This window comes from Pseudomonas sp. B7(2017) (genome assembly GCF_002112745.1).
Classification (GTDB): domain Bacteria; phylum Pseudomonadota; class Gammaproteobacteria; order Pseudomonadales; family Pseudomonadaceae; genus Aquipseudomonas; species Aquipseudomonas ekonensis.
The window spans coordinates 351155-373719 of the sequence record NZ_NEIP01000003.1 but is presented as its reverse complement, the minus strand read 5'-3'; the positions used below and the strand labels follow the sequence as shown (position 1 = coordinate 373719).

Sequence of the window (22565 nt, the reverse complement as noted above, 5' to 3'; positions counted from 1 at the left end):
CGGCGGCGCAGCGTTGGATGCGAACACCGGTGCATGGACGGCACCGAGCTACTCCACCAACAGCATCAGCGCCACAGGCACCAACACCGGCCCGCTGGTCAGCACCAACGTCGGCGCAGCGCTGACCAACCTCAACACCAGCGTAACCAACACCGCCGCCGTGGCGGTGAAGTACGACGATGCAACGACCAAGACCCAGGTAACCTTCAACCCGGCCGGCACGGCGGTGAAATTGACCAACGTCGCAGCCGGCGCCCTGAACGCCACCAGCACCGATGCGGTGAACGGCTCGCAGCTGTTCGCAACCAACCAAACCGTCGACAACCTGGTCAACAACGGCGCCGGCATCAAATACTTCCACAGCAACTCGACCCTGGCCGACGCGCAAGCCAACGGCCAGGACAGCGTGGCGATGGGCCCGGGCGCCGTTTCGGGTGGCATCAACAGCATCGCACTCGGCAATGGCGCCACCGCCAGCTTCGCCAACAGCATCGCCTTGGGCGCAGGCTCGTCGGCGACAGGTTCGACGCTGGGCAACGCGGCTTATGGCGTCGGCGGGACGGCGACGGCGGGCGGCGAAGTGAACATCGCCAACGGCGCCGACGGCCGCCGCCTCACCGGCCTTGCCGCCGGCTCCAGCGCCACCGATGCCGTCAACGTCAGCCAACTGAACAAGACAGGGCAGGACACCGCGACCGCACTGGGCGGCGGCGCAGCGTTGGATGCGAACACCGGTGCATGGACGGCACCGAGCTACTCCACCAACAGCATCAGCGCCACGGGCGCCAACACTGGCCCATTGGTCAGCAACAACGTTGGCGCAGCGCTGACCAACCTCAACAACAGCCTGACCAACACCGCCGCCGTAGCGGTGAAGTACGACGATGCCGCGACCAAAACCCAGGTGACCTTCAACCCGGCCGGCACGGCGGTGAAGCTGACCAACGTCGCAGCCGGCGCCCTGAACGCCACCAGCACCGACGCGGTGAACGGCTCGCAACTGTTCGCGACCAATCAGACCGTCGACAACCTGGTGAACAACGGCGCCGGCATCAAGTACTTCCACAGCAACTCGACCCTGGCCGACGCGCAAGCCAACGGTCAGGACAGCATCGCGATCGGGCCGCAATCCATCGCCGCCGGCGTCAATTCATTCGCGGCCGGTTCCGGCGCCAGCGCGAGCGCGGACGGTGCTCTCGCGCTGGGCCGTCTGAGCCAGGCGCAGGTGGCGGGCGGTATCGCGCTGGGCGAAGGTTCGGTCGCCGACCGGGTCCTGGCACCGACCACCGGCTCGATTGCCGCCGGCGCCGGGACGATCATCTACGACACCTCGGATGCCACCTTGCTGGGCTCGGTGTCGGTGGGCAAGGCCGGCAGCTACCGGCAGATCACCAACGTGGCGGACGCCACCGAAGACCACGACGCCGTGACCCTGCGCCAGCTGACCGGCGCGATGGGCTCGCTGAGTTCGACCGGTACGCTGTACTTCCACGCCAATTCGACCAACCCCACGGACTCGCTCGCCAGCGGCGCGGAATCGGTCGCCGTCGGCCCCGGCACCGTGGTCAACGGCGACAACGGCATCGGGCTCGGCAACCAGGCCAACGTCAGTCAGGCCGCCGCCGGCGGCATCGCCATCGGCCGCAACACGCAGGTGCTGCTGGCGTCAGGCATTGCGGTGGGCAGCGCGGCGCAGGCGGCGGCGGAGCAGGCGGTCGCGCTGGGCGCTGGCGCCAATGCCAGCCATGCCATGAGCGTGGCGTTGGGTTCGAGCTCGCTCACCACGGTCGGTGCCGAGACGGGCTACAGCGCCTATCGGCTGGCCGGCCCGCAGACATCGGTCGGCGAGGTCGGCATCGGCACGGCCCTGGGCAGCCGCAAGATCACCGGGCTGGCGGCCGGCACGCAGGACAACGACGCGGTCAACGTGGCCCAACTCAAAGCGGTCGGCGACCAGGTCGACCAGAACACCACGGACATCACGAACCTGGGCGGACGAGTCGGCGGGCTTGAAACCCTGATCGGCGCGGGAGGCGGCATCAAGTACCTGCACGTCAACTCGACCCGGGCAGACTCCAGCGCCACGGGCACCGACGCCATGGCGTTGGGCGCCCAGGCCCAGGCGTCGGGCACCGGCTCGGTGGCGGCGGGCAGCGGCGCCACGGCGACCGCCGCCGGCAGCGTCGCGCTCGGCAGCGGCGCCAGTGATGGCGGACGCGGTGCCGAAACCTACAGCGGTCAGTATTCGGGGGCGAACAACGTGACGTCGGGCACCGTATCGGTGGGCAATGCCGCGACCGGCGAGACCCGCACGGTCAGCAACGTCGCCGACGGCAAGAACGCCAACGATGCGGTCAACGTGCGCCAGCTCGACGGCGCGGTGGCGGAAGCCAAGCAATACACCGACGACTCCATCGCCAACCTGGGGGCCAACGCCGGTCAGCAGGACGGCCGCATCACCTCGGTGGAGGGGGATGTCGCCAACATCAAGAACGGCACCGACGGGATGTTCCAGGTGAGCAACGGCAGTGCGGCGGCCAAACCCAAAGCCACCGGCGCCGATTCTCTCGCCGGGGGCGCGGGGGCGGTGGCGTCCGGCAAGAACAGCGCGGCGGTCGGCACGCGGTCCCAAGCCAGCGGGGAGAACTCGGTGGCACTGGGCAACGGCGCCAAGGCGTCGGCCAGGAATGCCACGGCGCTGGGCGCCAACTCGGTGGCGGACCGCGACAACAGCGTTTCGCTCGGCAGCAGCGGCAACGAGCGCCAGCTCACCAACCTGGCGGCGGGCACCCGCGGCACGGATGCGGTGAATCTGGATCAGCTGAACAGCAGCGTGGCGGACATCACCGCCAACGCCAATGCCTACACCGACTCGCGCTACATGGAACTGAAGAACGACCTCAAGCAGCAGGACGAAATCCTTAGCGCGGGCATCGCCGGTGCGATGGCGATGGCCAGCCTGCCGCAGTCGTATTCGCCGGGTTCCAGCATGACGGTGGCCGCTGCGGGCACTTATCGCGGCCAGTCGTCGCTGGCCTTCGGCGTATCGCACATGTCCGCCAACGGCCGCTGGGTGACGAAGCTGCAGGGCAGCACCGACACCCAGCGCAAGGTCGGGGTGGCGGTGGGCATCGGTTATCAGTGGTGACCCGCAGATGGGTCTTGTGCAGGTCATGATCAAACTCTTGAGGCAACAACCATGAACATGAAATCCGTTTTCGTCGCCATTCTGATCCTGCTCGTGGCCCTGGCCGGCTACGACAAATTCCTCAGCGGCAAGCCGGCCGACGCGCCGCGCATCTGGTTGCGCACGCCGGCGCTGCCGGTGATCCAGGAGGCGGTCTTCCAGCTGTCGCCCAGGTTCGACGAGCCGCGCCAAACCCTGATGATGGAGCAGCTTTGCGGGCTGGCGCGCGGCGAGGCGAAACAGGAACAGGTCAACGCGTTCCTCACGCAGCAGGGGATCGACGCGCAGACGTTGCCCCGCCAGGGCAGCCCGCTCTCGTTGCTGATCAACGGCGACCGGGCCGGACAGGCCTCGGCCTGCGCGGCGTACCTGGCGACGACGGTGCTGTCGACCGTCAACGTGGCCGAGTTCATGCGCCCCGTCACCGTGCCGGCCGCCAACGGCCAGCCTGAGAAGTCGTCGCTGCAGATCGACAACGCGCTGCTGACCTCGACGCTGGCGGTGAAACTGGCAGTGGCGCGGGCCAATGCCGATGTCTTCGCCTTGATCGCCGTGGAGCTGCAGCGCAGCCCTGGCCTGACGATCCCGCAGTACCGCGAACAGGCCGGGCAGCTGTTTGTCCGCCTGGCCCCGACGTACCTGCAACGCATCAAGGAACAGCTGCCGCCGGCGAACACCCAGTACAAACTGCTGCAGATGGACGACAACCGCTTTGTGTTCAGCAGCTCGGTGGGCAGTGTCTTCGAGTTCGGCCGCAACGGTCTGATCCTGAGTCAGGGCGGCATCGTCTGGTACGGCAAGGGGCGGTTGATGGGGCAGGAATATCCGTTGCAGGTGGAGTGCTTTTCGGCCGCCGTCAAAGGGCTGCTGGCATCGCCCGCGGCGCCTCTGACCACGTCGATCCAGTGAGGGAAACATGACCCAGACGAACGATCCAAAGGCAGGTTTTGCGGAGGTGGCGGGTGGCTGAGACAGTCGACAGATTCGTGCTGCGCTTGCCCGAAGGCCTGCGCCAGACGCTGAAACGCATCGCGAAGCAGAACCAGCGGAGCCTGAACGCCGAAATCGTCTCCCGCATGGAGCGCTCCCTGGCGGGGCCGCGCGGCCACGATTCCGATGACGAAAAGAGACAGGCTTTGCTTCGTGCATTCTTTGATCACACGGACGAGGTCAATTAGGGAGCAGGGCAGGGACGGGCCCGCTCAAAGCGAGGCCTGATCCAGAAACCTGCTGATCTCGCGCGAGTAGGCGCCGGGGTGCGAGAACCTGAACATGTGGCCGCTGCGCGGCAGGATGACTTCCTGCGAGCCCTGTATGCCCTTGAGCAGGATCCCGGCGGCTTCCTCGCCGATCAGCTTGTCTTCCTCGGGTGTCAGGATCAGCGTGGGCACGTCGATGTTCTTCAGCAGGTCCGTGTAGTTCACCTGTTCGATGGAGCGTATGCGGTTGACGTAAGCCTTGTGGGGGGTCTCCTTGAGGAAGAACGCGCGGCTCTTTCGGGCCGACCAGGGAATCTCCCCCTCCTTGTCGAACGACGACGCCAGTTGGGCGGCGTGTATCCGCAGGGTCGTCTGCCGGTAAAAGGGCCCGGGGAAGAACGGCGCCAACGCCGCCAGCGCCTTGAGCAGGGGCGAGGTGATCGGGCTCTTGGCGAACCCGCCCGACAGCACCAGGCCCTTGAGCCCTTTCGGGCGGCGCGTCGCCACCGCAATCGATGAGACCGCGCCGTAGGAATCGCCCACCAGCACGTAGCTCTTGAGATCCTTCACCTGGTCGACGATGAAGTCGGCCAGTGTCTCCAGTTCGCGCACGTCGTCCGGCAACCGAAGGGTGCGCATGGGGCGATCCTGCAAGCCGCTCAACTGGTCCAGTTGCCACGGAGCTCCGGCGAAACAAGGGATCATGACCAGGGTAGGCGCGGTGTTCATGGGGCACTCCAGGCGGTTGAATGAACGGCAACCGGACTCTAGGAGAACCGAGGCCTGCGATCCAATGGCATCGGCGCAGCAACTCGATGCACGGGATGCATCACGCCGGCGAGGCTCAACCGGCGGTCAGCAGCTCGGTCAGCCACTCGATGGCCGGCTCGTTGGCGCGCCCTTGCGCCCGAATGACGAACACCTCCCAAGCGGGCAGCGTCACAGGCAACTCGAACAGGCTCAGTTGCGCCGCCTCCTGCATCTGCAAGGCGACCTGCTCGGCCACCACGGCAATCGACTGCGAAGCACCGACCAAGAAGGGCACCGCCAAAAAGTTCGGGCAGGTGACGCTCACCTGGCGGGTGTGGCCCAGAAGCTCCAACGCCTCGTCGACCGCGCCCCGCGCATCGCCCCGTGGCGAGACCAGGATGTGCGGCAGGCGGACAAAGTCCTCCAGTTCCATCCGCAGCGTCTTGCCGCGCTTGACCAGCGCAGGGTGCCCCTGGTGCGCGATGCCGACGAAGCGCTCCTGACGGACCCGCCGGCAATCGAAGCGCTGCGGACGCTGGGCAAAGGAGCCCGAGCCCAGCACGATGTCGGCCTCGCCGGCGTCCAGCAGGCGCAGGGCGGATTCGGCGTCCGCCGGCCGAAGCTTCAGCACGAGGTGCGGCGCCGCAGCCTGAATCCTCTCCAGGGCCGGGGCGATGACGGTCACGACCGCGTGATCGGTCGCCGCCACGGACAGGGTCGCCTGCAAACGGCCGGGATCGAACGGCCCCCGTGGGCTGGCCACTAGCCTGATCGATTCAAGCACCGCCAGCACCCTCGGCATCAGCTCGATGGTCAGCGGCGTCGGCGCCATGCCGCGGGGGTTGCGGATGAACAGCTGATCGTCAAACGCGCCGCGCAACCTCGACAAGGCGTGGCTGGTGGCGGACTGGGACAGGTTCAACCGTTCGGCTGCGCGGCCCACATGCCTTTCGGCCCACAGCGCCTCCAGCACGACCAGCAGGTTGAGATCGAAACGCGTCAGGTCCAAGGGCTTCATGCGGGGCGTCAACCTCTTCGTTATGGGTTACACGGACGGGGCAGCGACGGGCGCGTGCCGGGCCATCAGCTCGACGGCCCAGTCGATGAACACGCGCAGTTTGGTGCTCACGTGCCGGTTCGGCGGGAACGCTAGGTACAGCGGCATGGGGTCGAGTGTCCAGTCGGTGAACAGCTGGACCAACTCGCCGCGCGCGTGATACGCCTGGGACATGTAGTGCGGCAACCACAGCACGCCCATGTCGGCCAGCCCGGCCGCCAGATAGGCATTGCCGTCGTCGACCGCCAGCGCGTAGTGACCGTGCACCTCGACGGACTCGTCGCCACGGCGCAGCGCATAGGGCACGACCTTGCCCTTGCGGGCCCAGATGAACCCCACGATGCGGTGGCGGGCGTCTTCCAGCTCAAGCGGATGCCCCGGAACGCCGGTGCGCTCCAGATAGTCCGGTGCCGCGAACACCCCCAACTGCAGGTCGCCGACCCGCCGGGCAATCAGCGATTGATCGGTGAGTTCGCCGCCGCGTATCACGCAGTCCACGTTTTCATCGATCAGGTCGACGATCCGGTCGCTGACGCCCAAGTCGATCTGGATATCGGGGTACTGCGCGTGGAACTGCGGAAGCGCAGGCACCAGGATCATGCGGGCCAGGGGACTGGGGACGTCGATCCGCAGCCGGCCCCTGGGCGATGCGGAGGCGGTGGACAGGCTGGTTTCGGCGTCGTCCAGGTCGGCCAGCAACCGCACCGCGCGCTCGTAGTAGGCGGCGCCGTCGGCGGTCACGTTGAGCTTGCGCGTGGTGCGGTTGATCAGCCGGACGCGCAGCCGCGCCTCCAACTGCTGAACCAACTGCGTCACGCTGGTCCTGCTCATGTGCAGCGTTTCCGCAGCCTTGGTGAAGCTGCCGGTGTCCACCACGCGCACGAACGCTTGCATCGCATCAAAACGGTCCATGGGGGCTCCGGTGGATTGTTTGGAATCTGAAAACAGTGATGGTCAAGATTGCCCGTTTATCCGCCGAAGGCGCCACCGTAACGTTGCCCCATCGTTGAAAACAGGGTCGCTCAGGCCCTTGATGGAGAAAGTCGATGGCAACACGCAATGTAGTTTTCCCCGCCGGCCGCCAGGCGCTGTACGAGCGCAACCGCTACTCGCCGGCGATCCGCAGCAATGGCTTGCTGTTCGTCTCAGGGCAAGTGGGCAGCCGCGAGGACGGCACGCCGGAACCTGACCTGCAAGCCCAGGTCCACCGCGCGTTCGCCAACCTGAATGCGATTCTAGCAGCGGCAGGTTGCACCTTCGACGATGTGATCGACGTGACCGTCTTCATCGTCGACCCCGAACAAAAGTTCGAAGCCATCTGGGAAGTCGTGCCCGAGTACTGGGGCCAGGCACCCCATCCGACGCTGACGGCGGTGGGGGTGACGTGGCTTTATGGGTTTGATTTCGAAATCAAGGTGATCGCGAAGTTGCCGGAGGCTTCGACGTAGGCGTGAGGAAGGCGCTACAGTTCGCTCTTTCATAAGGAGTGAAACATGCGAATTCTGTTAGGAGTAGTGGGCGCGCTGTTGTTGACCGCTTGTTCGACGATGGAAGAAAAACGGGCAGAAGGGCCGGCGCGCAGTTTCACGAGCAACAAGGACGCAGCGACCGTCGCCGAATGCTCGCTTTTCGCCTGGCAGAGTCAGAAGTGGGCAGGGGTGATTCATGAGGTCACTATCCAGCCGCTTCAGGGTGGCGGTAAAACGATTGTCAGTGTCGGACAACCAGAGTTCGCTGATTTCATCCCGACGGCTTCGGGCTCCGAGGTTAAGGTTTACTTCGTGGCGAACGTCTTCGAAACGCGGCGCGACCGTAGGGCTGAGGCGATTCGAGGGTGTTTGTGAGGGGGGCTGAGGAGGGTGACGAACTGTAGGTTTGCAGATTTGGCTAGGTGAGAGGTTTTCAGCGTGCCAGACAATACAAAGCCCTGAGTGATCAGGGCTTTGTTGTATTGAGGAGGATGGAGGCGAGGGGAGGCGGACTTGTGGGGGGGGGGCGGTCTTGGGTCGATCTTGACTGGTAGCAAACGGCCAAAAGCGGTCAATCTTGTGTTTTATAAAGAGAGACAGTCGGTCATCAACGACCTGTAGCACCCTAGGAAATTGCGTTTTCTGCATACGTTCGAGTCGAGTTTTTCTGTTTGATTTTAGGCAGATTTTTTTGACAACCTGCAATTTAAGTCCACTCTTGATATACGAACGAAGCGATGGTTGCTTCACTCGTACAGGAGAGTCTAATGCCATCGTGCATCAGGTGATGTCCGTGGAACAATATATTGAGTACATAATTTACGGTGTCTCGCCCGAAAAGGATTGGACTGATTATGCGGCGACGGTAATTGCCTTAGCGGCGGTTTGCTTTACGATCTACCAAGTTATGCAGCAGCGAAGGCACAATAGATTGATGGTGACTCCAAATCTTGATGGGGTTACTCATGAGGATGTACAACAAAATTCCTATGTGTACACGATAACCAATAATGGCGTGGGGCCGGCGATACTTAAATCGGTTGAGTTGTATTTTGATGATGTTTTGATGGCCCCTGAAAAGTTGATTTCTGACATGGTTGTTGAGATTTTTCCCAGTCTTCCTCGTGGTAATTTTGGTCATCACGTAGTCGCAGTTGGGTCATTTATACCTGTTGGAGCTGTGATAAAAATTGTAACGATAAGCTGTATGGGGGACTTAACACCAGATGAGGTGAAAAAGACGCTGTCGAAGCGCACTAGGCTTGTGCTTCAGTATGAGTCGATCTACAAGGACGTTTTTTATTTTGACTCTAGTGTCGACTGATCTCGTAGTTTGAGTGCGTTTGGTTTTGACTTTAGGCCGACGGATGGATGCTCTAATCTGTAAAGGATGAGGGGGACGGATTTATTTTCTTCACTCCAAACGTCCGTTTCTAGCCGAAAGATGCCATTCACCCCTTACCAACAAACCCCCGAACCGCCCCAACCACCACTCCAGGCGCTTCCTCCATCAACCAATGCCCCGCCCCAGGAACCACCAGTTCCTTCACATCGACAGCGGCATTGCGCATCACAATCGCCTCATTGGCCCCAAACGATTTCTCCCCACCGATGGCCAACACCGGCATCGTCAGTTTCGCCTTCATCACCGGTTCGTTATCGACCGCATCCTGGCGGATGGCGCGGAACTGGGCGAAGGCAGCGTGCATGGTGCCGGGGCGGGCGTACAGTTTGGCGTAGTGCTGGCGAATGCCTTCATCGACCTTGGCCGGGTCGCCGGCGAATTCGTTCCAGAAGCGGTCGAGGTAGATGCGTTCGCGGCCGGCCACCAGGCGCTCGATGTCCGGGCCGCCGAAGTCGAAGTGCCACAACATGGGCGAGCGCACGATGTCGTTCCACGGCGCGATGCCGGGGACGGGGGCGTCCATGACCACCAGTTTGTCGGTCAGTTGCGGGTAACGCGCGGCATAGGCGAAAGCGACCATGGTGCCGATGTCGTGGCCGATGATCACGGCGTTCTTGATGCCGAGCGCGGTCAACACGGCATGCACGTCGCCCGCCTGGGTTTTCTTGTCGTAGCCGCTCTCCGGCATCGACGACAAGCCCAGCCCGCGCAGGTCAGGCACGACGACGGTGTGATCCTTGGCCAGGTCGGCGGCCAGCGGCGCCCACATGTCGCCGGTGTCGCCGAACCCGTGCAGCAGCACAACGGCGGGGCCCTTGCCACCCACACGCACATGGATTTTGGCGCCTTCGACCGCGATGTCCTGCGTCTTGAACGACGCCGGAAACGGCGTCACGTCGGCAAGCGCTGGGAGACTGACGACAGACAGCAGGGATGCGATCAGCAGGGCTCGGATCATCGCGGGTGCTCCAGGTTGGAATGGGAGGAGCGTAGTCCTGTTTACGATAAATGCATGGGTGAGGGGAGTCGTTCGTCAACTGCGGACGAATTGCAGGGCGAGTACGCGGGGTTATGAATTCTGTGTGGATCGCCAGTGCACGAAAGGAGTTCGCGAAGCGATTGCCGATTCGGAGGGCGAATAAAAAGGGCCAGCCTGTTCAGGCCGGCCCTTTCGGTGCGCTAAGGCAGCAGATCAGCGATCGTTCTTGGAGGACGAATCCGCCGCGTTGTCCAGGCCCTTGGTATTGTGGGTTCCCGGTGTGGTATCGGAGATCGCCGTTGCCTTGGAGAGGCCACGGGTATCCTTCGAATGAGCTACGGACGCAGTCGTCGCGCCATGCCCTTTGCTGTCGTTCCTGGCAGTGCCGCTGTGCTTGCCGCTCACGCCGTGGTCGCGGGTGGCCTTGCCAGCATGGTCGATACCTTCGACCTTGCCATTGCGCTTCGCACCACGGATGCCGGAGGTACCGTCGGACGGGGCACTCGTATGGCCAAGAGCGCCTTTGCCCTTGCCGTTGCCGTGACCATTGCCATCGCCGTCACCGCCGCCATTGTCGCCGCTGTGGCCGGCACTGTTGCCGCCACCATGACCACTGCCATTGCCACCACCGCCGTGGCCACCACCATTACCGCCACCGCCACCGCCACCGCCACCGCCACCATTGCCCCCGGCATAAACCGAACCAATCGGCGAGAGGTCGGCGGGCAGCAAAGCCGTGGCGCCAAACGCGAAAGCACAGACTGCTGCAACAACCAGGGTTTTCTTCATGATCGATACGCCTCCAGGGGCGGGGGTTGAGATCCCGGTCTGACTGCACTAAAGCCTCTTTGTTCGGGGCTTTCCGACGAAGTGAACTCGCTCAGGTGCCCACTTCGCTACTGCTTACACAGTGTTGACTTGAAAGGGGACGGCTCCATTCTCAGAAAATAGAGCCGTCCCCTTTTTACCCATTACTTTTTTGGGACTGTTCCGCCCGATAGCGTCCTGACTGTCCTTTTACTCCCACGCCCTTTGCTGCGAACATTTTTGCACTGACCCAGCCCTGGATAAGAAAAAGATGGATCTTGCTGTCGAGTTTCCCGAGTTCTTCCTGACCAATTGCACGCTGCGGCGGATTTATCGCAATGACGTCGAGGCGATTTTTGCCGGGCTTTCCAACCCCCAGGTAGTTGCCCACTACGGCGTGTCTTACGACAACCTCGAAGCGACGGACGAGCAGATGCGCTGGTATGACGCGCTGCTGGAAGAGCACCGGGGCATTTGGTGGGGCATTACCTTGCCGGGGCGTAACGAACTGGTGGGCGCCTGCGGTTTCAATGATTGGTCACACTCCGATCGCAGCCTGGAAATCGGCTATTGGCTGATGCCGGAACACTGGGGACGGGGGCTGATGCGAGACTGTCTGTCCACCATCCTCCGCTTTGCTCTGAGTCGCCTCGGCGTACACCGCATCCACGCAGATGTTGAGCCGGAGAACCCCGCCAGCACTCGTTTGCTGGAGCGGCTCGGCTTCGTGTTGGAGGGAACCCTGCGGGATGTGGAATACAAGAACGGGCGCTTCCTCAGCCTGCACCAGTACAGCCTGCTGGCCACTGACCCGGCGGGGCGAGCTTTGCTGGAGGACGACACACCGACCCTTCGCCCCTCCCGGGGCGCTGATGCGCGGGCGCTCAGTGCTTTGGCTCAGCGCAGCAAGGCCCATTGGGGATACCCCGAAGCCTGGATGAAGGCATGGGAGGCCGCGCTGACGTTCCACCCCGGGCAAATGACCGGCCACTACGCGGTGCTGGTCGCAGTGGATGGCCGGCTACTGGGCTTTTATGGGCTTGAGAACGGCGAGGACGGCTGGCAGTTGGAACATTGCTGGGTCGACCCGCAGTCTATGGGAGGTGGTCACGGACGGCGCCTGGTGGGGCATGCTCTGGCTGTAGTGCGAGGGCTGGGTGTGAGCACTCTGGCGGTAGAGTCGGATCCGTCGGCTCGGGGCTTCTACGAGCTGCTCGGTGCACGGTATGTGCGCGATGTGCCACGTCCAGTATGTGGCGAGCCCCGGTATCTGCCGATCCTTAAGTGGGAGTTCAGTGACTAGACCTCATTGAAGAGTAACGGGTGCAGGTCGATGGGTTGCTGGCAGGCCACTCGCCGTTTGCTGCACCTTATCAAACACAACCATCGTCTCAACCTCTCTCACCGCCGCGCAGACAACTGCTGCGGCGCCAAAAACGCATCATGGAAATAATTGCGAAACGCATGCATCGCCGGGCTGAACGCCTGTTCGCGGTGCCACGCCAAGCCGACGCTCATCGGGGTGACTTTGTCGGTGATGGTCAGGGTTTCGATGCGTTTGCCTTCCAGCGACCAGGGGCGGTGCACCAGATCCGACAGGATCGCCACGCCGCTGCCGTTGGCGACCATGCTGCGCACGGCTTCCACTGAGCTGGTGCGCACGCGCACATTGGGTTGCTGGCGGGCGTTTTCCCAGTAGCGCATGGCGCTTTGTTCGGCCTCGTCGACGGTCAGCAGAATGAAGGGTTCTTTCGCCACATCGGCCAGGCTGACCGCCGAGCGTTCGCACAGGGGATGGTGGCTGGGCAACCATAACCGGCGTTCGGAATTGAAGAGTGTCTCCGAGACGATGTCCGGGTGGGTGAGGTTGGCGGTGAGCACCACGGCCATGTCAAAGCGGCCTTCGAGCAGGCCTTGTTCGATGGCTTGACGCTCCTGTTCGTGGACTTCGATGGTGACGTCGGGATGCCAGTGTTCCAGCCGTTGCAGATGGTGCGGCAGGAAGTAGCCGAACACCGTGTAGCTCGCTGCCAGGCGCAGCACGCCACTGGCGCGGATGTCCGGCAGCGGGCTGTTCAAGGCGTCGTCGACGCTGCGCAGAATCACGTAGGCCCGGTTCAGAAAGTGCCGCCCGGCGTCGGTCAGGCTCATGCCTTGCGCCGAGCGCTGGAACAGCAACGTGCCGAGTAGGCCTTCCAGTTCCTTGATCGCCGTGGTCACCGCCGACTGGGAAATGTTCAGGTGAATCGCCGCCTGAGAGATCTGCCCGATCTCGGCGGTGGCGACGAAATAGCGCACTTGGCGCAAGGTCAGGGACATGGGCACTCCGGTCGACGAGGTCGCAGTTTCAGGCTATCTGTTTTTCAGAAGATGACCTATCTGTTAATAGATCTTCCCAAGGGGTGATCGAGAATCTACTTTGACCTGCATGAAGTCACAAGCGTCAGGAGTAAGCGTCATGCAAGCAGTAGATTTCAACTCGGACATGGGTGAAGGCTTTGGCCCATGGACCATCGGCGACGGTGTCGACAACGAACTGATGGGCTTCATCAGCTCGGCCAACATCGCCACCGGTTTTCATGCCGGCGACCCGGGCACCATGCGCCGCACCGTCGAACAGGCCAAGCGCCTGGGCGTGGCCATCGGCGCGCATCCGGGGTTTCGCGATCTGGTCGGTTTCGGCCGTCGGCACATCAACGCACCGGCTCAGGAACTGGTCGACGACATGCTCTACCAGTTGGGCGCCCTGCGTGAACTGGCTCGGGTTCAAGGCGTGGCGCTGCAACACATCAAACCCCACGGCGCGCTCTACATGCACCTGGCGCGGGACGAGGAGGCGGCGCGTCTGCTGGTGGAAAACCTGCAGCGCCTGGAGCCGGACCTGCTGCTGTATTGCATGCCGGATTCGGTGATCTGGCGGGTCGCCACAGAACTCGGCCAACCGGTGATCCGCGAGTTCTACGCCGACCGCGAATACGACCTCAGCGGCTCCATCGTCTTCACCCGCAACGTGCGTGCCTACGACCCGGAGCACGTCGCCGCGCGCGTGTTGCGCGCCTGTCAGCAAGGCGTGGTGCGCACGGTGGAGGGTGAAGACCTGGCCATCGAATTCGATTCCATCTGCCTGCACAGCGACACCCCGGGTGCCCTGGCGCTGGTCGAGGCCACGCGCAAGGCGCTCGACAACGCCGGGATCGAGGTGCGCGCACCACGCTGATCGCCCGCGAAAACACCTGGCACACAGACGCCAGCGTTGCCCCATCCATGGATTTTTTGCCTGCCTTTCTACAACTATTCCAAAAGGAACAGACATGGCCGAACACACTGTAATCACCCCGTTGCCCGGGACCTTCTATCGCAAAGCCACGCCGGAATCGGCGAACTACGTCGAGCCGGGCGCGCAGGTCAGCGCCGACACGGTGATCGGCCTGATCGAGGTCATGAAGCAGTTTTCCGAACTGACCGCCGGGACGGCCGGTCGCCTCAGCGCATTTCTGGTGGAAGACGGCGATCCGGTGGAACCGGGTCAAGTCATCGCAACGCTCGACGACGAGTGAGGGCGTGATCATGACCCAAGGTATTCATAAATTGTTGATCGCCAACCGTGGCGAAATTGCGGTGCGGATTATTCGCGCCGCCAGGGAGCTGGGGATTCCCACTGTGGCCGCGTGCAGTGAAGCGGACGTCGATTCCCTCGCCGCGCGCATGGCCGATGAGGTACACGTCCTCGGCCCGGCGCGCGCCGATAAAAGCTATCTGAATGTCGAAGCCTTGCTCGGTGCTTTGAAAGCCACAGGCGCCAACGCGGTACACCCCGGTTACGGCTTTCTCTCGGAGAACGCCGATTTTGCCGAAGCAGTGGTGGCGGCCGGGGCGATTTTTGTCGGGCCGAGCGCCGAAACGATCCGACGTATGGGCGATAAAGCCGAAGCCCGGCGCACCGCGCAAGCGGCGGGGGTGCCGGTGGTGCCGGGCTCACCGGGTGAGCTGTTTGACGTCGAATCGGCACTCAAGGCTGCCGAAACCGTTGGCTTCCCGCTGCTGATCAAAGCCTCGGCCGGTGGCGGCGGGCGGGGCATTCGCCTGGCGGAAAACGCTGCGCAGCTTGCCGAAGAGTTTCCCCGTTCCCAGCGCGAAGCCCAGGCTGCGTTCGGCAACGGCGCGGTGTACCTTGAGCGGTTTATCGGTCAGGCCCGGCACATTGAAGTGCAGGTGTTGGGCGACGGTCAGCACGCGGTGCATTTGTTCGAGCGTGAGTGCTCACTGCAACGTCGCCGGCAGAAAATTTTCGAGGAAGCGCCGTCGCCAGTGCTCAGCCAACAGCAACGCGAGATCCTCTGCGCGAGCGCCGTGCGCCTGACCGAGTCCTTGGCCTACAAGGGCGCCGGCACTCTGGAATACCTGTATGACGATGCGACCGGCGAGTTCTTCTTTATCGAGATGAATACGCGGATTCAGGTCGAGCACCCGGTCAGCGAGTTGATCACCGGCATCGATCTGGTCCAGGCCATGTTGCGCATTGCTGGCGGCGAACCGCTGGGTTTCAAGCAGAGTGACATTCAACTCAACGGCGCCGCGCTGCAAATGCGCTTGAACGCCGAAGATCCGCAGCGCGACTTCTTCCCGAGTCCCGGTCTGGTCGAGGAACTGATCTGGCCGCAGGGCGAAGGCATTCGTGTCGACACTCACCTGTATCAATACTACCGCGTGCCGCCTTACTATGACTCGTTGCTGGCCAAGTTGATCGTGCACGGTGCTGACCGCGCCGAAGCATTGCGTCGGGCGAGGGCAGCGGTGGAACAGACCACACTGTCCGGCATGGCCAACACCCTGACGCTGCACAGCGAATTGCTCGAGCAAGCGTGGCTGCACAGCGCCGACTTCCACACCGGCACCCTGGAAACCTGGCTGGCGGCGCGCCGCCGTGGAGGTCAAGCATGAGCACGCCAATCCGCTACAGCTTCGGTGCCGATGAGCATCTGTTTGCCGAAGTCAGCGACAGCATGTCCCTCGACGCGTTCTTCAAGGGGCTGGCCGTCACCCGCGCGGTGGAGCGTCTGGCGCTGGATGGCGTGCTTGATGTGTGCCTGGCCAACGCGTCGTTCCAGATCCGTTTCGACCCGGACCGCATCGCTCCGCACACCTTGCTGGAAGCGGTGAAAGGCGCCGAAGCCGAGGCCGTTTCCGAGCGTACGCTGCAGACACGGATCATCGAGGTTCCGGTGCTGTACAACGACCCCTGGACCCACGAAACCCTGATGCGTTTCCGCGACCGGCATCAGGACCCCAGCGCCACCGACCTTGAGTACGCCGCACGGATCAACGGTCTTGCGGATGTCGAGGCGTTCATCGCCGCCCACAGCGGCGCACCGTGGTTCGTCTCGATGGTCGGCTTCGTGGCCGGGCTGCCGTTCATGTTCCAGATGGTGGAGCGCGAGCGCCAGTTGCAGGTGCCGAAGTACCTGCGGCCACGCACCGACACACCGAAGCTGACCCTCGGCCATGGCGGATGCTTCGGCTGCATCTACTCGGTGCGCGGTGCCGGTGGTTATCAGATGTTCGGCGTCACGCCGGCACCGATCTACGACCCGCATCAGACCCTCGCGTACTTGAAGGAACACATGGTGTTTTTCCGCCCGGGGGACATCGTTCAGTTCAAGCCGATCGACCGTGACGCCTACGACCGCGCGGTCGCTGAAGTGGACGCCGGGCGCTTCGATCTGCGGATTCGTCCGGTGGAGTTTTCCCTGGACGCGTTCCTCGCCGACCCGATCGGCTATCCCAAGTCGTTGCAGGAGGTGCTGGCATGATCAAGGTACTCAAACCCGGCCTGGCGACTTCGGTGCAGGATCAGGGGCGCGAAGGCTATTACCACCTGGGCATCCCGCCTTCGGGGGCGCTCGATCAATACGCCTTGAGCGCGGCCAACCAACTGGTCGGCAACCCCGCGAGCCTGGCTGCGCTGGAGTGCACGTTGCTCGGGCCTGATCTGGAGTTTCAGCAGGACGCGCTGGTGGCGGTCTGCGGTGCGCACATGACGGCGCGTGTCGACGGTGTGGAAATGCACCATGACACGGCGTTCGAGGTGAAGGCCGGGCAGGTGCTGCGTTTCGATTTTCCGAAGGCCGGCGCCCGGGCTTATCTGGCGGTGGCGGGCGGCATCGATGTGCCGGTGGTGCTCGGCAGTCGTTCGACCTATGCGTTGGGTGGGCTGGGTGGCTTTGCGGGACGCCGACTGGTCGCCGGCGACGAATTGCCGATCGGCACCGCCAGCGGCAAGGGCCGAGCCGGGGCCAGCCTGCCCATGGCGCTGCGCCAATCGCTGGGCGGCGAAATCACCCTGCGCGTCGTGCCGGGGCTGTATTACGAGCGCCTGAGTGACGCCGCGGCGAAGAGCTTTTTCGCCGAGCCATGGACGGTGGGCTCGGAGGCCGACCGCATCGGCTATCGCTTCAAGGGCGGCAGTGCGCTGAGCTTCCAGCCCCGCGAACAGCCGTTCGGCGCCGGCTCCGATCCGTCGAACATCGTCGACAGTTGCTACCCGATCGGTTCTATCCAGGTGCCGGCCGGGCTTGAGCCGATTGTCCTGCACCGCGACGCGGTGTCCGGTGGCGGCTACGCGATGATCGGCACGGTGATCAGCGCCGACCTCGACTTGATCGGCCAGATGCAACCCAACCAGAAGGCCCGCTTTGTCGCGGTGACCCTCGAAGAGGCGCTGGAAGCGCGACGTTCCTATAAGAAAAAACTCAGCTGCCTGAGCAAGCTGTTCCCTTCCTGATTCTGCCCGCCGCATCGCGCGGGCCCTGCCAAACGGTGAGCCAACGCCGCACTCCGGTGCGGTGACGGCTGCCCGCGCTTCAACCTTTGACTGGTTCTGGAGTTCACGCATATGGCTGCTTTATCGCAATCGAGTCAAACCGGGCAAGACCCGGCCCATCATCCCGTGCCGGCCGAAGCGCGCATGGGGCGACTGTCGCTGACCATGGCCTGGTGGGCGGTGTGCAGCGCGATGTTCTACATCGTCGTCGGCGCGTCGCTGGCGCTGTCGTTCGGTGCGCGCAATGCGCTGATCGGCATGGTGCTGTCGGTGATCAGCTACGGCTTGGTCAACAGCGTGCTCAGCCGTTTCGCGATCCGCAGCGGCTTGTCGGTGGCCTTGTTCTCGCGCCTGTTGTTCGGCAGCACCGGCGCCAGCCTGGCGACGCTGATCTTCTTTTCCACGGCGATCTACTACGCGGTGTTCGAAGGCTCGGTGATCGCCGTGGCGCTCAATCACCTGTATCCGCAACTGATCTATCCGCTGGCGGCCCTGGCCGTGGTGCTCTACAGCGTGCCGATGATCCTCGGCAGCGTACAGCACTGGCTCGACAAGCTTAACGGCGTCTTGCTGCCCGTGTATCTCGGCGGTCTGCTGGTGGCGGTGGGGCTGTCGGTCAGCCGTTATGGCTACCAGCCGCAATGGCTGGATTTCGGCCCGGCTACCCCCGACGCGTTCGGCTGGTGGCACTGCTTCGTCGCCTACATGGGCGTCTGGATCCTGATGCTGTTCACCTTCGACTACGCGCGTTTCGGCCAACCTGAAGACGCCGACTACCACGGCCGCTGGAACTTCGGCATGCCGTTCTACGTGGTGACGTTCTTGCTCAACGGCGCGGCGGGGATCTACCTGGTCAGCAGCATTCCCCATGACGGCGCGCTGAACGAAGTCTCGGTGGTGATGGCGATCCTGCAGTTGATGGGCCTGTGGGGGTTGCTGTTCGTCTGGGCCACGCAAACCCGCATCAACACCGCCAACTACTACCTGGCTACCTTGAACATGCAGGCGTTCTTCGGCCGTTTCGGCGTACGCGGTTCGTACCTGATGTGGGCATTGGTGGTCGGGGTCGTCGTCTACGGGCTGATGCTGGCGGACGTGTTCGCCTACCTTCTGAAGGCGTTGGCCTATCAGGGGATTTTCGTGGTGGCTTGGGTCGGTGTGGCACTGGCGCAGATTCTCTGCGGACGCAATGATGCGGCGGCGCTGGAGCGAGTGGCGGCATTCAATCCGGTCGGGTTGAGCGCCTGGTTCGGCGCGACGGCGCTGGGGCTGGCGTTGATGTTTGCCGGTGGTGGACTGAGCAGTTTTTCCGCGCCGGCGACGGTGGTGGTGGCGTTTGCTCTGCAGGTGGGGTTGGCCCGGCGAGGCCGATTGCGGCTAGGGCTGGCGGAGTAGTGTTTTGCAGTCAGTTATCGCTTAACCGCGTGTTCCAGAAACGAGAAGACGCAAGTCACTGGGCGCTGGCGCGACTTCACTTCACCGAGGGCAAAGGTGTCCAGTGGAAGTTTTTGTCCCGGTAGATTCTCTGGCATCCGGGGGAACGTAAGGGCGCCGGGTCACTCACAGATAATGTTGGTTTGCGATCGATAAAGGCAGAAGAAATGGCGCAACTGATTGATCTACTGCAATGGCCGGCCATGTTGCTCACCGTCGCAGCGGCCTGGTGCACCGGCTCGCGTCAGTCAGGATATCGGCGAATGGGCTTTTGCTTCTTCATCGGCAGCAATGTGTTGTGGGTGGTATGGGGCTGGCAGGTCGACGCATGGGCTTTGATCGTGCTGCAGTTCTGTCTATGCGCCATGAATCTGCGAGGCTGGAAAAAAAATACCCCAGGGAAGAACCCTGCCTGAGCCGGTTCAGCTCAGGCAGGCGCCGTGTCCGATGAACTACGGCGTGGGGTCGCCACCGGTGACGCCGAAGGTTTCACCTGTGATGTAGCTGGACTCCTGTGAGGCCAGCAATACGTACAAAGGTGCGCACTCGGCGGGTTGTCCTGGGCGTTTCATCGGTGTGTGTTCACCGAAATGCGGGATCTTTTCCGGAGGCTGGCCACCGCTCGGTTGCAGAACGGTCCAGATGGGCCCGGGCGCAACGGCGTTGACGCGTACGCCCTGATCGATCACTTGTTCGGACAGCGCTTTGGTGAAGGCAACGATAGCGGCCTTGGTCGTCGCATAATCGAGCAGGGTCGCCGACGGATCGTAGGACTGGATCGAGGCGGTATTGATGATGGTTGCGCCCGCAGGCAAAAGAGGCAATGCCGCTTGGCACAGCCAGAACAACGCGTAGACATTGGTCTTGAACGTTGCGTCGAACTGTTCGGTACTGATTTCGTTGATGTTTTTTCTAGCGACTTGCTTGCCGGCAATATTGACCAGGATATCCAGACCGCCGAGCTGTTCGTGCGCTTGGCGAACCAGGGAGCGACAGAATGCTTCCTCCGTGATGTCGCCAGGCAGGGCGATGGCCTTGCGCCCCTCGGCTTCGATCAGGCCGACTGCCTGTCGAGCATCCGGTTCTTCGACCGGTAGATAATTGAGGGCGATATCTGCACCTTCCCGGGCAAAGGCAATCGCCACCGCACGGCCGATGCCGGAGTCGGCCCCCGTGATCAGGGCCTTGCGGCCTTTCAGCCGGCCAAAGCCTACATAGCTTTTTTCGCCATGATCCGGCTCTGGACGCATGTCGCTGTCCAGCCCTGGGGTCTCTTGGGTCTGGGCCGCAAACCCCGGTCGCGGATATTGAGTTTGTGGATGCTGCATCTCGTATTGGTTCATGGGTCACTCCAAAAAGAACAGGAAGAATTCCCGCTACGTGAACGTTGGAAGGGGTGCCCCAAAGAAAGGTTTATTTTCATTGTTTTTTGATGCGACGAACGGGCGCACAGTTGACGGATGAATCGCGAAAGGCCCTGCGTTTGCGGCGCAACAGCGATAAAACTGACGGCTTGGACGGTCCTGCGGGCCCCATGACTTTTACAATCATGCTAATTGAGTGAGCACGTCGCCCAAACGCAAAGGAATACAAGATGAAGTCGACTCCGAAACGCCCCAGCTCCCTGCCGCAACGGGAAGGCGTTACACCTAGTCATTTGTCGTTCCCGGTCGTTGGAATCGACGCTTCGGCGGGCGGCCTCAATGCATTGAAAACCTTCTTCGAACAGATGCCTGCCGACAGCGGTCGGTAGCCACGTGGCGATTGACCTGTTTTTCCGTGATCTGGCTGATGCGCACAAGGACCATGCCTTCTGCATCGTGCTGTCCGGGTCCGGCAGCGACGGTGCCGTCGGACTGTCGCGGATCAAGGAACAGGGTGGCGTGACCCTTGTGCAGACACCGTCGGACGCCGAGTTCGACGGCATGCCGCTGGCGGCCATCGCGACATCGATGGTGGACGTCGTGCTGCCCGTCGCCGAGATACCCCAGAAGATCCTCGAACTGTGGCGCAACTCGCAAACCATAACGCTGCCCGCACCGCATGACATGCCGACAGACACCCCCCGGAAAAGAGCAGGCGGTCGCCGAGCAAACGCTGCAGGATATCCTGCTGTTGCTGCGCAACCGCACGGGGCATGACTTCAAGCACTATAAGCGCGCCACAGTGCTGCGGCGCATCGAGCGGCGCCTGCAAGTGACCGCGCAACCGGACCTGCCGACGTATTTCAGTTAACGCCTCAACTACCCGCAGCTGGCGGACGACGCGACCTCGGTGTTCGAGTCGCTGAACATGATGGAGCGAGAGGTCAGCAGCATCGATCACCGTTGGTACATCGCGCGCCTGTTGCCTTACCGGTCCAGCGAAAACCACATCGACGGCACGGTGCTCACGTTCATCGATATCACCAAGCGCCGAGAGGCCGAAGAAGACCTGCGGCTGGGCCAGGAACGCATGAGGCTGGTGGCCGAGAGCACGCACGACTTCGCGATCATCATTCTCGATGAGCAGGGCCTGATCACTGACTGGAACACCGGTGCCGAGCTGATTTTCGGTTACAAGAGCACTGAGGTCATCGGCGTCTATTACGACCTGCTGTTTTCGTCGGAAGACCGCAAAGCCGGGGTTCCCGAGAATGAATTGCGTCAGGCCCGCGAGCACGGGCGATCCTACGCGGCTGGAGCAGATCATCTGGAATCTGCTGCACAATGCGCTGAAGTTCACCTCGCAGAACGCCCGTATCCAGATCATCCTGGGTGTCAACGACGGCCACGCGCGGCTGCAGATCATCGACAACGGCATCGGGCTCGCGCCGGCGGACATCGAACATGTCTTCGACCTGTTCAAGCAGGCCAAGCCGAGAACGGGCACCCATCAGCGCGATGGCTTGTGCATCGGCCTTTCGCTGGTTCGCCAACTCGTGCAGGCCCATGAAGGCTCGGTCAGCGTCAAATCGGCGGGGCTGGGCCACGGTTGCGCGTTCACCGTCTTGATTCCGCTGTCGGACCAGACGATGGATGTCGATCAGAATGAACCCAAGGCCGAGCAGAAAGGGCGGCTCAAGGGGCTCAAAGTGCTGCTGGTGGACGACTCCCCGGAAGTCGTCGATGTCATGCGCATGTTGCTTGAGATGGAGGATGCGCGGGTCAACTCTTTCAGCGAACCCTTGCTGGCCCTGCGCAACGCCACGGATGAGCACTATGACGTCATTTTGTCCGACATCGGCATGCCGGTCATGGATGGGCATGAGTTGATCCAGGCGTTGCGTCAGACCAAATTGCACAAGTTCACCCCCGCGATCGCTTTGACCGGGTACGGCGTTGCGGCGCAAGTGCAGAAAGCCAAGACAGCGGGTTTCGATCGGCATTTGAGCAAGCCGGTGCAATATGAAGCGTTGGTGGAAGCCATCGAGGAACTGTGCAGCAGCATGTTGAAATGAGTGTGGCTGGCGTGTCTCT

General features: G+C 62.7%; 23 protein-coding genes and 1 pseudogene. 17 read left to right on the top strand and 7 right to left on the bottom strand.

The window, feature by feature from the left end; genetic code table 11:
• From CAG29_RS28465 to CAG29_RS08135, 3 genes are all read left to right on the top strand, one after another.
• The coding region (locus CAG29_RS28465; RefSeq protein ID WP_170930450.1) for a YadA family autotransporter adhesin at nucleotides 1–3148 on the top strand (3148 nt) is incomplete at its 5' end.
• 51 nt (nucleotides 3149–3199) lie between these two features.
• A complete protein-coding gene (locus CAG29_RS08140) occupies nucleotides 3200–4096 on the top strand; it encodes a hypothetical protein (protein ID WP_085582316.1) in 897 nt (298 codons plus the stop codon).
• Between the two features lie 53 nt (nucleotides 4097–4149).
• Complete coding sequence (locus CAG29_RS08135; RefSeq protein WP_170930033.1) at nucleotides 4150–4365, top strand: Arc family DNA-binding protein; 216 nt, start codon at nucleotides 4150–4152, stop codon at nucleotides 4363–4365.
• 24 nt (nucleotides 4366–4389) lie between these two features.
• Here CAG29_RS08135 and CAG29_RS08130 read toward each other — a convergent pair whose 3' ends face one another.
• The 3 genes from CAG29_RS08130 to CAG29_RS08120 all read right to left on the bottom strand — a co-directional run bounded on the left by CAG29_RS08130 (nucleotide 4390) and on the right by CAG29_RS08120 (nucleotide 7105).
• A complete protein-coding gene (locus tag CAG29_RS08130) occupies nucleotides 4390–5115 on the bottom strand; it encodes an alpha/beta fold hydrolase (protein ID WP_085582320.1) in 726 nt (241 codons plus the stop codon).
• 115 nt (nucleotides 5116–5230) lie between these two features.
• On the bottom strand, nucleotides 5231–6154 hold the full coding sequence (locus CAG29_RS08125) for a LysR family transcriptional regulator (RefSeq protein WP_085694193.1): 924 nt from the start codon (nucleotides 6152–6154) through the stop codon (nucleotides 5231–5233).
• Between the two features lie 27 nt (nucleotides 6155–6181).
• Nucleotides 6182–7105, bottom strand: coding sequence for a LysR family transcriptional regulator (locus CAG29_RS08120; protein ID WP_085694190.1), 924 nt, complete (start codon nucleotides 7103–7105; stop codon nucleotides 6182–6184).
• A gap of 134 nt (nucleotides 7106–7239) precedes the next feature.
• On the opposite strand from CAG29_RS08120, the gene CAG29_RS08115 reads away from it, so the two are divergent.
• The 3 genes from CAG29_RS08115 to CAG29_RS08105 all read left to right on the top strand — a co-directional run bounded on the left by CAG29_RS08115 (nucleotide 7240) and on the right by CAG29_RS08105 (nucleotide 8986).
• Nucleotides 7240–7641 (top strand): RidA family protein, encoded by a 402-nt coding sequence (locus tag CAG29_RS08115; protein ID WP_085694188.1) that lies wholly within the window; start codon nucleotides 7240–7242, stop codon nucleotides 7639–7641.
• 45 nt (nucleotides 7642–7686) lie between these two features.
• A complete protein-coding gene (locus tag CAG29_RS08110; protein ID WP_085694186.1) occupies nucleotides 7687–8037 on the top strand; it encodes a hypothetical protein in 351 nt (116 codons plus the stop codon).
• A 418-nt stretch (nucleotides 8038–8455) separates the two neighbouring features.
• A complete protein-coding gene (locus tag CAG29_RS08105; protein ID WP_139831431.1) occupies nucleotides 8456–8986 on the top strand; it encodes a hypothetical protein in 531 nt (176 codons plus the stop codon).
• 127 nt (nucleotides 8987–9113) lie between these two features.
• Here the strand turns inward: CAG29_RS08105 and CAG29_RS08100 are convergent, their stop codons facing one another.
• On the bottom strand, nucleotides 9114–10025 hold the full coding sequence (locus CAG29_RS08100) for an alpha/beta fold hydrolase (RefSeq protein WP_085582332.1): 912 nt from the start codon (nucleotides 10023–10025) through the stop codon (nucleotides 9114–9116).
• Between the two features lie 234 nt (nucleotides 10026–10259).
• Nucleotides 10260–10835: a hypothetical protein gene (locus tag CAG29_RS28650; RefSeq protein WP_218191440.1), complete on the bottom strand. Its 576-nt coding sequence runs from the start codon at nucleotides 10833–10835 to the stop codon at nucleotides 10260–10262.
• A 289-nt stretch (nucleotides 10836–11124) separates the two neighbouring features.
• On the opposite strand from CAG29_RS28650, the gene CAG29_RS08090 reads away from it, so the two are divergent.
• Nucleotides 11125–12156 (top strand): GNAT family N-acetyltransferase, encoded by a 1032-nt coding sequence (locus CAG29_RS08090; protein ID WP_085694182.1) that lies wholly within the window; start codon nucleotides 11125–11127, stop codon nucleotides 12154–12156.
• A 98-nt stretch (nucleotides 12157–12254) separates the two neighbouring features.
• On the opposite strand, the gene CAG29_RS08085 is transcribed toward CAG29_RS08090, so the two are convergent.
• Complete coding sequence (locus CAG29_RS08085; RefSeq protein WP_085582336.1) at nucleotides 12255–13172, bottom strand: LysR family transcriptional regulator; 918 nt, start codon at nucleotides 13170–13172, stop codon at nucleotides 12255–12257.
• A gap of 139 nt (nucleotides 13173–13311) precedes the next feature.
• Between CAG29_RS08085 and CAG29_RS08080 the strand changes: the two genes are divergently transcribed.
• The 7 genes from CAG29_RS08080 to CAG29_RS08050 all read left to right on the top strand — a co-directional run bounded on the left by CAG29_RS08080 (nucleotide 13312) and on the right by CAG29_RS08050 (nucleotide 19523).
• Nucleotides 13312–14070: a 5-oxoprolinase subunit PxpA gene (locus CAG29_RS08080; protein WP_085582338.1), complete on the top strand. Its 759-nt coding sequence runs from the start codon at nucleotides 13312–13314 to the stop codon at nucleotides 14068–14070.
• A gap of 94 nt (nucleotides 14071–14164) precedes the next feature.
• Complete coding sequence (locus CAG29_RS08075; RefSeq protein WP_085582340.1) at nucleotides 14165–14410, top strand: acetyl-CoA carboxylase; 246 nt, start codon at nucleotides 14165–14167, stop codon at nucleotides 14408–14410.
• Between the two features lie 10 nt (nucleotides 14411–14420).
• The gene (locus CAG29_RS08070) at nucleotides 14421–15794 is read left to right on the top strand and encodes an acetyl-CoA carboxylase biotin carboxylase subunit (RefSeq protein WP_085582342.1); all 1374 of its coding nucleotides are present in this window, start codon (nucleotides 14421–14423) and stop codon (nucleotides 15792–15794) included.
• Nucleotides 15791–16663, top strand: a complete 873-nt coding sequence (locus tag CAG29_RS08065; RefSeq protein ID WP_085582344.1) for an allophanate hydrolase subunit 1 — start codon at nucleotides 15791–15793, stop codon at nucleotides 16661–16663. The genes CAG29_RS08070 and CAG29_RS08065 overlap by 4 nt, the downstream gene beginning before the upstream one ends.
• On the top strand, nucleotides 16660–17634 hold the full coding sequence (locus tag CAG29_RS08060; RefSeq protein ID WP_085694180.1) for a biotin-dependent carboxyltransferase family protein: 975 nt from the start codon (nucleotides 16660–16662) through the stop codon (nucleotides 17632–17634). The genes CAG29_RS08065 and CAG29_RS08060 overlap by 4 nt, the downstream gene beginning before the upstream one ends.
• 111 nt (nucleotides 17635–17745) lie before the next feature.
• Nucleotides 17746–19068 (top strand): cytosine permease, encoded by a 1323-nt coding sequence (locus tag CAG29_RS08055; RefSeq protein ID WP_085694178.1) that lies wholly within the window; start codon nucleotides 17746–17748, stop codon nucleotides 19066–19068.
• Nucleotides 19069–19274: 206 nt separating this feature from the next.
• Nucleotides 19275–19523, top strand: a complete 249-nt coding sequence (locus tag CAG29_RS08050) for a hypothetical protein (RefSeq protein WP_085582350.1) — start codon at nucleotides 19275–19277, stop codon at nucleotides 19521–19523.
• 36 nt (nucleotides 19524–19559) lie between these two features.
• On the opposite strand, the gene CAG29_RS08045 is transcribed toward CAG29_RS08050, so the two are convergent.
• On the bottom strand, nucleotides 19560–20450 hold the full coding sequence (locus CAG29_RS08045) for an SDR family oxidoreductase (RefSeq protein WP_085694176.1): 891 nt from the start codon (nucleotides 20448–20450) through the stop codon (nucleotides 19560–19562).
• A 414-nt stretch (nucleotides 20451–20864) separates the two neighbouring features.
• On the opposite strand from CAG29_RS08045, the gene CAG29_RS29010 reads away from it, so the two are divergent.
• The 3 genes and pseudogenes from CAG29_RS29010 to CAG29_RS28730 all read left to right on the top strand — a co-directional run.
• Entirely contained in the window at nucleotides 20865–21248 is a 384-nt protein-coding gene (locus CAG29_RS29010) for a chemotaxis protein CheB (protein ID WP_371856119.1), read from the top strand.
• Nucleotides 21223–21342: a hypothetical protein gene (locus CAG29_RS29005; RefSeq protein WP_371856118.1), complete on the top strand. Its 120-nt coding sequence runs from the start codon at nucleotides 21223–21225 to the stop codon at nucleotides 21340–21342. Before CAG29_RS29010 ends, CAG29_RS29005 begins: the two co-directional genes overlap by 26 nt.
• Nucleotides 21343–22546, top strand: a pseudogene (locus tag CAG29_RS28730) (ATP-binding protein); the annotation flags it as partial.
• Nucleotides 22547–22565: the final 19 nt, after the last annotated feature.